Raw genomic sequence first — 11,983 nt, 5'->3', positions numbered from 1 at the left:
CGGGCCGCGAACGGGGAAATCCGTTCGCGGCCCGCGTATTTCGCGTGCCGGATCAGTGCACGGTGGCCAGCACGAATCGCTTGCCCGGATCGACCATTTTGCTGACCGTCGCGCCGTCGCCGTATTCGCCGAGGGCGGTCATATTCCAGCCCTGTGCGCTGCGGGTGAGCATGCACATGAACAGGCCGGTGCGCGCCTCGCCGCGCGATAATTCGAAACGCACCAGTTCGGCGCCGGAATTGTCGTCCACCAGTCGGCAGAACGCACTCTTGATCTCGTCGAATTTCTGGCCCGAGTACGAGTTCACGGTGAATACCAGCGCATACACATCGGGCGGCAGCGCCGACAGGTCCACCGAGATCACCTCGTCGTCGCCCTTTCCGGCGCCGGTGAGATTATCGCCCGAATGCCGAATGGCCCCTTTGAATCCCGTGAGTTTCACGAACCAGACCTTGCCGAGATCCTTGGCGCGTTTGTTGTAGGCGACCACGGAGGCATCCAGATCGATGGATTTGCCGCGCCGTGCCGGATCCCATCCGAGCGCCATGCGCACCCGCGTGAGCGACGGCGCGCCCTTTTTGGTGAGCGAGACGGTCTCGCCCTTGCTCAGCGAGACCCGGCCCTTGTCCAGATTCACCGTCGACTCGCCGAACCTGGGTGGCGGTGCGGGGGCGGGCGGCGCACCGGGCGGTGGCGGCGGCTGATACGACGGTGGCTGTGGATAACTCGGCGGCTGTGAGTAAGCCGCCGCAGGTGGGGATATCGGCTGTGGATAACCCGCAGGCTGTGGATAACTTGGCGGTTGTGGGTAGGACACCGGTGGTGGGGACATCGACTGTGGATAAGTCTGGGACTGCCCGTACGACGCCGGCGGCTGATAGGGCGGCTGCTGATACGGCGCGGCCGGTCGATACGGCGGCGAGGCGGTCGGCGGCATCGGCTGCGGAACCATCGGCGGCGCGGGCGCGGCCTGCGGGAGGGGTTGCGGCTCGTCGTCGACGGTGATCCCGAAATCGGTGGCAATGCCCGCGAGTCCATCGGCATATCCCTGACCGACCGCGCGCACCTTCCAGACACCTTGCCGCCGATACAGTTCCACCGCGATCAAGGCGGTTTCGGTGGTCAGATCGGCGGGGGCGAAGGTGGCCAGGGTGGTGTGCCGCCGCGGGTCGATGAGGGCGACGCTCAGCCGCCCGGCGGTGCCCCAGTTGGCGGGCCCGGAACCGTCCAGACTGGCGGTGACCACCACCTTGTCGATTTCGGCGGGCACCTGACCGGTGGCGATCCGGATGGTATTGGGCGGTTGTGCGGTCACGCCCGGCCCGTTCGGCTGGTTGTAGAAGATGAAATCGTTGTCGGAGCGGACTTTTCCCGCGGCGGTGAGCAGCAGCGCCGCCACATCCACCGGCGCCGACGCGGTGACCTCGACGACGACCTCGTCGGTATCGATCGGCGCGTTCGCGCCCTTGGTCAATTCCATTGTCTGCCTTATCTCCCCGTTTCCTTAACGGTAGCCCCGTATCGTCGGCGAATGAACAACAACGGAGCGGTGTTCGCCGGACTGTCGACGCTCGATCTCGCCTATGCCGTACAGCGGTATCCGGCCGAGGACAGCAAGACGCAGGCCGATGAACTGTTCCTCGGCGCGGGCGGGCCGGCCGCCAATGCGGCGGTGGCGTACGCGTTCCTGTCCGGCCGGGTGCCGACGCTGGTGACCGCGCTCGGCAAACATCCACTGGCGGAACTGATTCGCGGTGATCTGGCATTGCACGGGGTGGGGATCACCGATCTCACCCCCGATGGTGATCAGCAGCCGCCGGTGTCCTCGATCATTGTCGCCACTGCCGCGGCCACCCGCACCATCGTGTCGCTGGACGGTTCCCGGGTGCACGCTCCGTTCGACAGCACCGCCGCCGAACACCTGCACAGTGCGGCGGTGGTGCTGGTGGACGGGCACTATGCCGAGCCCGCACTGCGGCTCGCGGCGGCGGCGCGCCGGGCAGGCGTACCGGTGGTGCTGGATGCCGGACGCTGGCGCGAGGTGCACAGCGATCTACTACCGCTGGTCGATATCGCCATCTGTTCAGCCGCCTTCACACCGCCCGGGGTGCCGGCGGATTCGGATGATGCGGTATTCGACCACCTGCACGGCGCCGGCGTACCGCAGGTCGCGATCACCCATGGCGCACAACCGATCACGTACTCGATGCCGGGCGAACGCGGCACGATCGCGGTCCCGGCGACCGAGGCGGTGGATACGCTCGGCGCGGGCGATATCCTGCACGGCGCGTTCTGCCACTTCCACACCGCGGGTGAGCCTTTCCCGCTCGCACTGCGGCATGCGGCGGAGGTGGCCGCCCGGTCCTGCGCTTCGGCGGGCACGCGCGCCTGGATGCGCCGCTAGACGATGCGGTAGGCCCGCCCGGCTTTGCGCAGCACCAGATCGGCGCGCAGCCGGGTGCCCTCCACGAGCCGCGCATTGACCAGATCACTCTGCGCGACTTTTGTTTTCGCCGCTTCCGGGGTGCGGCCGCCGCGAATATGCCTGCGCAGCAGTCGCTGTTCGATGACCGGGCGCGGGACGTCCAGGTACCAGGTCTCGTCGAGCAGCGGCCGGACGGCGGACCAGCCGGGGCTGATGTCGTCGTCGAGCAGCAGATAGTTGCCCTCGGTGATGGCGATGGTCTGCCGGTCGAAAACGACGCCGCCGGGGACGGGTTCGTGGGTTTCACGGCTGTAGGTGGGCCAGGGCACCGGCCTGCCGAGGGGCGTGCCGCGCAGTGTCCGCAGCAGGTCGACGTACGCCCCGGCGTCGAAGGTGTCGGGTTCACCCTTGCGTCCCATATCCCCGAGCGCGACCAATTGCGCATTGGTGAGGTGGAAGCCGTCCATGGGCGCGACTTCGGCGATCGCCTCGCCCGCCGCCAGATTGAGTTCATCCCGAATGCCGCGGGCGAGAGTGGATTTGCCCGCACCGGGCGGCCCGGCGATCCCGAGGACGAACCGGCCGGGAAAACCGTCCGCCCGCCGCCGGATACGCGCCGCGAGTTCCGCCAGGGAAGTTTCGACACTGCCGCGGTTCACGGGGGCCAACCTTACGTAATCACGGGGCGCCCCGGGGTATGGCGCGCACCAGTGCCCGCAGGTCCTCTTCGAGTACCCGGAACAGCCGGTAGGAGAGCACGAAGGCCAGGATGCCGCCCACGCTCAACCACCGCACGGGCACGATCACCAGTTCCAGATCCACCGGTGAGACGAAGGTCGCGGTGGCCACGCCGAGCAGGGGCACCGAGGCCGCCGCGGCCAGATACACGCTGCTGCGCCGGGCCAGCGCCGTGAGTTGCCGCCGGTCGGCCGCGCCCACCGCACCGCGCGCCAGCAGCTGCGGATACAGCGAGCGCACCGAATACACCGTGATCAGAAAATACGGATACGCCAAAGCGATAGCCGCACAGACCAGTTGGGCCGCGAGGAAATGCGCGAAGGTGTGCCGCGGCAGATGCGCCCCCGCGGCCGACAGCGCCAGCGGCCACACCACCCCGGCGATCATCCAGGCCGCGAACGGCACCCACACCGCTCGCTCCCCGATCAGCAGGGTGTCGGAGCGGGCCCGCGCCAGTTCGGCGGCGCTGTACCGGCGGCCGTGCGCCAGCCGGTAGGACACGGTGAGCGGCCGGCGGGCCAGCCAGAACAGCAGCAGCGCGGCGAGCGGGAAGGCGATGGCATTGTTCACCAGCGCGACCGTCTCGAAGCGGTGCTGATCCGCGACCGGCATCCGGTCCACGATGAGACTCTGATTGAGCCGGATGTTGTACATGCTCGCCAGCGCGTTCGGCAGCCCGACGCAGACGGCCGCGATGAGCACCGGCCAGCGCCGGGCCCGCACGCGCAGGCTCTGCGGCGGCGGGTCCACCAGGTCGCGGGCGCGGGAGTCCAGGCACAGATCCAGCTGTCCGGCCAGGTCCGCGCCGTTCTGCCAGCGGTGCTCGGGTTCGGGGTGCAGGCATTCCAGCAGTACGCGCCGGAGCGCGGCCGGGGTGTCCGCGGGCAGTGCGCCGAGCGCGGACTCCGGGACGCCCGCCTGCCGTCGCGCCAGCATGCCGGTCACCACCTCGTGCCCCGGCGCCCCGTCCGGCGCCGGATCATCGAAGGGTGCTGTGCCGGTGAGCATTTCCCACAGCAGCACGGCGAGCGAATAGATATCGCTGCGCGTATCGGGCAGCGCCGCGGTGGGATCGAGCCGGGCCGCGAGCGCCTCCGGCGACCGCCAGCGCAGCCCGGCCGGATCGTCGGCCGTCACGCCCGCGGCCCCGGGCAGCCCGGTATTCCAATACAGCGCCCCGAGCGCGAAATCCGCCAGCTTCGGCACGCCTTCCGCCGTGAAAAGCACATTGCCGGGCCGAATATCGTGATGCAGCACCCCGTGCCGCTCGGCATGATCGAGCGCCTCCGCCAACCGCCGCCCCACCCACGCCACCGTCTCCGGCCAGCTCAGCGCCGAAATATCCCGCCGCACCCGGGAATCCGCCGGCCGAATCTCCCCCCGCTCCTCCATGGCCGCATCCACCGCCCGCAGCAGCAGCCCACCACCGAACGCCGTCCCCCGCGCCGCCGCACCGACACCCGCGTCGGCACGAATGGGAGCGTCCGCCGAATCTGCCTCGCCCGCACCGTCTCCGGCGTCCACGCCGATCCCGCGCCCGCCGGCGGCCTGGGCAGCTTCGACACGATCCTCCCCGGGGGTTTCGGACTCCGAATCGGCGCCCGCGTCTTCCGCAGCTCCAGGCGTCTTCGCAGCCGCAGACGCCGCTGGACCGGAGTGCGCTGCTGCACGCTGGGCGCGCAGGAGGGTGAAGACGCCTTCGGCGGTGCCGCCGGGGAGGTACTGCATGTACAACAGGCGCAAGGGTTTTCCGGTGCTGCCGTCGGCGATGAGACGCTGATCGAAGACGCGGACAATGTAGTGGTGGTCGAGTTGGGCGACGGTGGGGGCGTCGCTGTCGCCGCCGGGTTCGACGCGGACGGCGACCAGGCGCTGCATGGAGCGCTGGCGGGCCAGGAACATGCGACTGTTCTCGGCGCCGCCCAGATCGGTGAGCAGGTCGAAATCGTCCAGGCTGCGGCCGATTTCGATGCCCTCCGGGAGGGTGGGGGCCGGGGTCGGGGCCGAACTGTCGCCGTCGGCGAAGCGGCGGCGGATCTCACCTGCGACCTCCGGGTATTCGGCGGTGAAGGCGTCGATGTCCAGGGGCCGGTAGCGGCTGCGGACCTGGTACTCCTCGCACACCAGATCGGCGAACTCCGGGCTGTCGCCGAGTTCGGGAAATTCGCTGTGGTAGTCCGCGATTCGCTTTTCCAGCCCGGCCCGCCGCCACCGCTGCCGCATATCGATGCGCACCAGCGTGGTGAGGACGTCCAGCCGCAGCGCCCGGCCTTCGGGCACATACCCTTCCAGTCGCGGCGGCGCCTCGCGGTCACCGCGCAGCGTGGACTCCCAGTCGGCGGCGAAACGCGAGACCGCCAGTCCCGGAGACTCGTTCACGATCCGGTACCCGTCGGTTCCCCGGCATGATGCACCCGATGCCCCGGCGCCACCACGCGCTCCAGCGCCTGCAGATCGGCCTCGAGGGCCCGGAACAGCACATATACGCCCACGAATGCCACGATCCCGCCGACACTGAGCACCCGCACCGCGACGATCACGAGCGGAATGTCGGTGGGCGGCAGGAAGGTCACGCCCGCCACGGCGAGCAGCGGCACCGAGGCCGCCACCGCCAGATACGTGGTGCAGCGGCGGCCCAGCCGGCGCAGCCAGACCGCATCCTCGGCGCTGATATCGCCGTGCCGCAGGAATATCGGATAGATGCAGCGCACCAGATAGAAGGTCACCAGGAAGAACGGATACGCGACGGCCATGGCGCCGCACACCACGATCGACACCACGAAGTGCACCATGCCGCGGGTCGGTATCTCACCGGTGGCCAGGCGCAGGGCGACCGGAAAGGTGATGCCCGCCAGCACCCACGCCGAGAACACCACGAACGAAATGCGTTCCCCGCACAGCAGGACATCGGCGCGGGCCCGCCGCAGCGTCTCCGGATCGTAGACCCGGCCCTTGCGCAGACCGCGCGGCACCGAGATCACGTACCGGCACAGGTAGATGATCAGTGCGATGCCGACCGGATAGAACAGCGCGTTCACCGTCGCGGTGACGAGCGTGAACGTGTGCTGGGCATCGGCCGGGAGGCGGTCGATGATCAGCGTGTTGTTGTGCATGATGTTGTACACGGTGGCGATCAGGTTCGGGATCGCGACGGCAATGGTCACCAGTGGAATCAGCCACGGCCGCAACCGCATCCGCCAACTGTGCGGCGGCGGGTCGACCAGATTGCGGGCGCGTTCGTCCAGGCACATCTCCAGCTGGGCGGCGAGCAGCGCGCCACTGCTCCAGCGGTCCTCGCGATCGGCCGCGAGGCAGGTGAGCAGCACCCGCCGCAGTGCGGCCGAGCAGTCGCCGGGCACCCGTTCCAGCGCTGCCGCATCGACCCCGCCGCGCCTGCGGTCCAGCATGGCCTCCAGGGTGGTGCGGTCGCCGTGGTCGCCGGGTCCGGCGGTGGAATCGTCGAATGGTTTTGCGCCGGTGAGCAATTCCCACAGCACCACGCCGAGCGAGAAGATGTCGGCGCGGGTGTCCAGGTCGGCGGCGGCGCGAGCGCGCCCCGGGTGACAGGCCTCCAGCTGTTCCGGCGACATATAGGACAGCGATCCGCCGAAGTAGGCCACCGGGCTGGCATCGTCGAGATTGCGGCTGAAGCTGATATTGAAATCGGCCAGTTTCGGCACGGCCTCGGCGGAGAGCAGCACATTGGCGGGCTTCACATCGCGGTGCAGCACCCCGTGCCCGTCGGCGTAGTCGAGCGCTTCGGCGAGCCTACGGCCCAGCCAGGCAACGGTTTCCGGCCAATCCAGCCCGGCGAGCTCGGCGCGCACACTGGAGTCGGTGGGCCGGATCTCGCCCTTCTCCTCCATGGCGGCGTCGACGGCGTCGAGCAGCAATTGCCCGCTGCGTTCGGCGTTCGGGGTGGCGCGCACCCAGCGCAGCACCCCGAGCAGGGTGCCGCCGGGCAGGAACTGCATGTACAGCAGCCGCAGCCGCCGCCCGGATTCGGTGCGGATACCGGAGATGATCCGCTGATCGAACACCCGCACGATGTAGTCGTGATCGAGCTGCGCGAGCGTCTGCGGTTCGGTCCCGTGATCGGCCGACACCTTCACCGCCACCAGCCGCTGCAGCGACCGCTGCCGCGCCAGGAACACCCGCGCGAAGGCGCCGCTGCCCAACTGCGTGAGCAGATCGAAATCGTCTATGCTCTGGCCGATTTCGATACGGTCGAGCAGTTCCCCGGTTTCGGGTGCGCTGAGACCGCCGCCGGTGGCGCGGGTGTCGTCCTCCGGTTGCAGGGTCGGCTGCGCGGCATCGGTGTGCTGGGTGAGTTCGCCGGGTTCCGGAACCCGTGTGCTGTCCCCGTCGAGCGGATTCCCGGCGCGTGTCGATTCACCGAATTCCCCTGTGCCCCGGCTGGATTCATCGAGTGGACGGCCGATGAAGGTGGATTCGCCGAAATCGTCCCCGGCGGCGCGGGTGAGCTCGTCGAGCACCTGCGCGGCCCGGGTGAATTCCTCGGACGGCGCCCCCGCACGGGTGGACTCGTCCCCGCCCGCCGCCGTCTCCTCCTCCGACGCGGAATCGCCGAGGCCGGCCCGGGTGGATTCCTCCAGGGCCGCACGCCGCGTGCTCTGGTCCTCGTCATCGGCATTGAGCAGTTCCCGCAGTTCGGACGCCTGATCCGGATATTCGCGCAGGCAGTCGCGCGGGTCCACGCGGGCGCCGCTGTGGCGGCGAATGACGAATTCCTCGTACACCAGCCCGGCGGGCAGATCCGCCGGTGTGAGTTCGGGGAAGGCCGCACAGTATTCGGTGAGCCGTTTGGGCTGCCGATCGGGCGTCGCGCCCGGCCGGCGCAGCCAGCGGTGGCGCATATCCACCCGGATCAGGTCCAGCAGCGCGGCGCGGCGCAGGGCGCTGGCATCGGGCAGGAAATCGGCGATCTCCGGCGGCGCGGCGCCCGCGCCCCAGGCCGCGGTGAAGGCCGCGATCACACTGAATTCCGTTCCGGCCGAGTGACGGCCGGAGCGCTGCTCGGAACCTGAAGCCATGTCCGCATCCCTCTGGCTCGAGTACGGATAATAATCCGCCACACCCGACATCATCATCCCCGAGCAATTGCCGGAATGATAACTTGCGGCTGAACAGCGGATCACCCGATTTCGAACTCGAGGCGACGGGGGAACACCAGCATGTACGACGAGGGCACCGCGCTAGCGGGGCTCACCGCGGTGAGCGAGGCAGCAGTGAATGCGAACGATAAGACCGATAAGAACGACACCGGCTCGACCTCCCCCCTCCCCGCCGACCCCCTCGCCCCGGCCCCCGAAGTCCTCGATTCCCCGGCTCTCGCCGCAGCGGTCCCCGCGGATTCGGTCTACGCAGCCCCCGATGACTCGGTCGCACCGGCCCTCCCGGATTCGGGCGCGCCGGACCCCGCAGAGTCGGATGCGGCCGATACCGCGCTGGACTCCCTCCCGCCGCTGGACACCACGACCGCGATCGGCATCGCCGCCGCCGTGCAGAACGGTTCGGTGACCGCCGAACAGATGATCGAACAGGCCCTGGGCCGTATTCACGCGCAGGACCGGAAACTGCACGCCTTCAGCGTGGTTCGCGACGATGCCGCCCGCGCCGAGGCGCGCGCGCTGGCCGAGCGCCCGGATCTGGATGTGCTGCCGCTGGCCGGGGTGCCGGTCGCGGTGAAGAACAATATCGATGTGGAGGGCGAGGTGACCCGGGCCGGTTCGCGGGCGGGCACGGACGCGCCCGCCGCCGCCGACCATGTGATCGTGCGCCGACTACGGTCGGCCGGCGCGGTCGTCGTCGGCCTCACCACGGTTCCCGAATTCGGTCTCTGGGGTGTGACCGATACCCCGGATCGCATTACCCGCAGTCCCTGGAATCCCCGCTTCAGCGCGGGCGGTTCGTCGGGCGGTTCCGGCGCCGCGGTCGGCTCCGGCATGCTCGCGGTCGCGCACGGCAACGACGGCCTGGGTTCGGTGCGCATTCCCGCCGCCTGCTGCGGTGTGGTCGGCATGAAGCCCGGCCGCGGTCTGGTGCCCGCCGACGTCGGCGTGGATTCATGGGGCGGCATGACCGAAAACGGGGTGCTGGCAACCACTGTCGCGGATGCCGCGCTGATGTTGTCGGTGCTCGCGGACCGTCCCGCGCTCGCCGAACTGGGTTCGCCCAAGACGCTGCGCATCGGCCTGGCGACCGCGCCGCCGATCGCGCTGTCCCGGGTGGATCGCGCCTGGATCGCCGCCGCCGATCGCGCCGCCTCCGCCGCGTCGCTCGCCGGGCACACCATCGGTGTGGCCGAACTCCCCTATCAGGGTGCGACTTTCGCGCTCGCGCTGCGCTGGCTGGCCAATGCCGCGCGTGAGGCCGACGTCGTCCCGCATCCGGCGCTGCTGCAGCGCCGCACCCGCACCCATGTGGCGCTGGGCAGGCTGGTGCTGAAATCCGGCTTCCTGCGCCCGGCCCAGGTGGATCGGGTGGAGGCCCGCCTGCTCGATTACTTCGAGCGCTACGACCTGGTCATCACCCCCACGCTCGCGGGGCCGCCGCCCCGGGCCCGCCGCTGGCATTCCCGGCCGTGGCTGGCCAATGTTGCTGCCAGCGTGCGGTTCTCACCGTTCACACCGCTGTGGAATCTGGTCGGCTGGCCCGCCATCTCGGTGCCGATGGGTGTGCACCCGCGCACCGGCACGCCCTTGGCGGCGCAGCTGGCGGGCCCGCCCGGAAGCGAGGGCACGCTGCTCGAGCTGGCAGCTCAGCTGGAAGCCGCACAACCGTGGCAGCGCACCGCGCCCGCGCAGGCGGCCGCCGGCGCATAAGCATCCGCAGACGACAGAGGCAGTCCCGCCGGCTCAGGCGGGACTGCCTCTGTCGCTGTTGCCCTCACGGTGGCGGCATTGCCTCCGACTCATTGCCGCCGCCCGCTCGGGCTCGGTCGCTACTGTGCGGCGACCGGCTCCCGATCGGCGAAACCGCCTTCGAGTACGCGGGCCGCGAACTCGAGGATGGTCGGGCGATCATCGTCGGCACGCCAGGCGACGGCGAGTTCGCACGGCGCCAGTCCGGAGACGGGTCGTGCGGTCAGGCCGGGCCAGCGGTACATCGGCACATTGTTCTCGGCGAGCAGGCAGACACCGAGTCCGAGGGAGACCGCCTCGAGGCGCTCCTCGGCGGTGGCCGCTTCCGCGCCGATCTTGGCCTGGCGACCGCCGCGGGCGTCGGCGCCGAGCCAGAAGTCGCGGGCCGCACCGGCTTCGGCGGGCATCGCGACGAAGGCTTCGTCGGCGAGATCCGCGAATTCGATGGTCTCCTGGTTGGCCAGTGCGTGGTTCTCCGGCAGCAGCACCCACCGTGGCTCGGTACGCAACACCTGCCAGCGGTAGCGGCCGGTATCGGGTACCGGCAGCCACATGAGCGCCAGATCCGCCTGGCGGCCCGCCAGGCCACTGGACGGGTCGGTCCAGGACGCGGAGTGCAGGGCGAGCCGATGCCCGCTGGCGCTCTCCAGATCCGTGATCAGCCCGCGCCCGATGGAGGACTGGATGCCTACGCGCAGCACCTCACCGGCCTCCTGCAGGGCCACGTTGGTGACCTCCCAGAGCTCGAGGATGCGCCGGGCGCCCTCGAGCAGTTCTTTGCCTGCGACAGTCAGTGCCACACTGCGCTGATTGCGGTCGAACAGGACCACGTCGAGCTGACGCTCCAGCTGCCGAATCTGCCGGGACAGCGTCGGCTGTGCGATGTGCAACCGCTGGGCGGCGTTGGTGAAATGCAGTTCCTCAGCGACGGCGACGAAATACCGCAGGTCGCGCAAATGCGGGTCCATAGCCCCTTGCTATCAGAATCGGTCTTGAATTACCAGCGGTATCCGACCCAAAAGTTTGAATGAGAAGCGGAAAACAGCCGTCAGGTTTGTTACAGACAGCATAGGTCCAGCCCGAAACATTCCGGTAACCGGCACCGCGAACTCCTGGCCATTGCGCCTTGTGAGCGACCCCGGAATCCATACGGACATGTGACCAGCAGTAACACAAAGCACGCTACACACCCCCGCCGACCGGCGCGACTCCACCGCCGACACCCAGCAACAGCACCTGGCTACCGTCCGCGCGCTAACCTCCGAGACGGAGTGAGTTTCCTCACATCAAGGCAAAAGCCGCCCGCCCGATGGGCAGGCGGCTCGGCCGCGAAGATCGATTCCAGGCGCCGGAAGCGGCCGCCGCGGAGAGTTTCTAGCCGCCGTAGACCTTCGGGTCCAGGGTGCCGATATAGGGCAGATCGCGGTACCGCTCGGCATAGTCGAGGCCGTATCCGACAACGAACTCGTTCGGGATATCGAAACCGACCGCCATCACGTCCACCTGGGTGCGCAGTGCGTCCGGCTTGCGCAGCAGCGTCACGACCTCGAGCGAGGCCGGATTGCGGCTGGAGAGATTGCGCAGCAGCCAGGACAGCGTCAGACCGGAGTCGATGATGTCCTCGACGATCAGCACATTGCGCCCGGCGATGTCCTTGTCCAGATCCTTCATGATCCGCACCACGCCCGAGGACGAGGTGGAGGACCCGTAGGACGAGACCGCCATGAACTCCATCTGGGTGGGCACGGTCAGCTTCTTGGCCAGATCGGTCATGAAGAAGATGGCGCCCTTGAGCACACCCACCAGCAGCAGATCACCCTCGGGGGAATCGGCGGGATAACGCTTGGCGACCAAGGCGGCCAGCTCGTCGATCTTTTCCGCGATCTGGTCTTCGCTGATCAGCACTGACGCGATGTCATCCCCGTACACGTCCGCT

The 11,983-nt window shown here is 69.0% G+C and carries 8 protein-coding genes; 2 read left to right on the top strand and 6 right to left on the bottom strand.

The window, feature by feature from the left end; translation table 11 throughout:
* Positions 1-52 precede the first annotated feature (52 nt).
* Positions 53-1,480, bottom strand: coding sequence for a TerD family protein (locus OG326_RS04360; RefSeq protein WP_327143335.1), 1,428 nt, complete (start codon positions 1,478-1,480; stop codon positions 53-55).
* 51 nt (positions 1,481-1,531) lie between these two features.
* Here OG326_RS04360 and OG326_RS04355 point away from each other — a divergent pair, with 51 nt between their 5' ends.
* Positions 1,532-2,404 (top strand): PfkB family carbohydrate kinase, encoded by an 873-nt coding sequence (locus OG326_RS04355; RefSeq protein WP_327143334.1) that lies wholly within the window; start codon positions 1,532-1,534, stop codon positions 2,402-2,404.
* Here OG326_RS04355 and OG326_RS04350 read toward each other — a convergent pair.
* From OG326_RS04350 to OG326_RS04340, 3 genes are all read right to left on the bottom strand, one after another.
* Positions 2,401-3,084: a nucleoside/nucleotide kinase family protein gene (locus OG326_RS04350; protein WP_327143333.1), complete on the bottom strand. Its 684-nt coding sequence runs from the start codon at positions 3,082-3,084 to the stop codon at positions 2,401-2,403. The genes OG326_RS04355 and OG326_RS04350 overlap by 4 nt on opposite strands.
* Positions 3,085-3,103: 19 nt before the next feature.
* Positions 3,104-5,065: a serine/threonine protein kinase gene (locus OG326_RS04345; RefSeq protein ID WP_442791004.1), complete on the bottom strand. Its 1,962-nt coding sequence runs from the start codon at positions 5,063-5,065 to the stop codon at positions 3,104-3,106.
* 473 nt (positions 5,066-5,538) lie between these two features.
* Complete coding sequence (locus tag OG326_RS04340; RefSeq protein WP_327143331.1) at positions 5,539-8,217, bottom strand: serine/threonine-protein kinase; 2,679 nt, start codon at positions 8,215-8,217, stop codon at positions 5,539-5,541.
* 498 nt (positions 8,218-8,715) lie between these two features.
* On the opposite strand from OG326_RS04340, the gene OG326_RS04335 reads away from it, so the two are divergent.
* Positions 8,716-10,008, top strand: a complete 1,293-nt coding sequence (locus OG326_RS04335; protein ID WP_442791003.1) for an amidase — start codon at positions 8,716-8,718, stop codon at positions 10,006-10,008.
* Between the two features lie 119 nt (positions 10,009-10,127).
* Here the strand turns inward: OG326_RS04335 and OG326_RS04330 are convergent, their stop codons facing one another.
* Positions 10,128-11,015, bottom strand: coding sequence for a LysR family transcriptional regulator (locus OG326_RS04330; RefSeq protein WP_327143329.1), 888 nt, complete (start codon positions 11,013-11,015; stop codon positions 10,128-10,130).
* A 406-nt stretch (positions 11,016-11,421) separates the two neighbouring features.
* Positions 11,422-11,976, bottom strand: a complete 555-nt coding sequence (gene hpt, locus OG326_RS04325) for a hypoxanthine phosphoribosyltransferase (RefSeq protein ID WP_327143328.1) — start codon at positions 11,974-11,976, stop codon at positions 11,422-11,424.
* Positions 11,977-11,983: the final 7 nt, after the last annotated feature.

This window comes from Nocardia sp. NBC_01327 (assembly GCF_035958815.1).
Classification (GTDB): Bacteria; Actinomycetota; Actinomycetes; order Mycobacteriales; family Mycobacteriaceae; genus Nocardia.
Note: the sequence above shows the minus strand (reverse complement) of the source record. Positions and strands in the feature narration are given on the sequence as shown.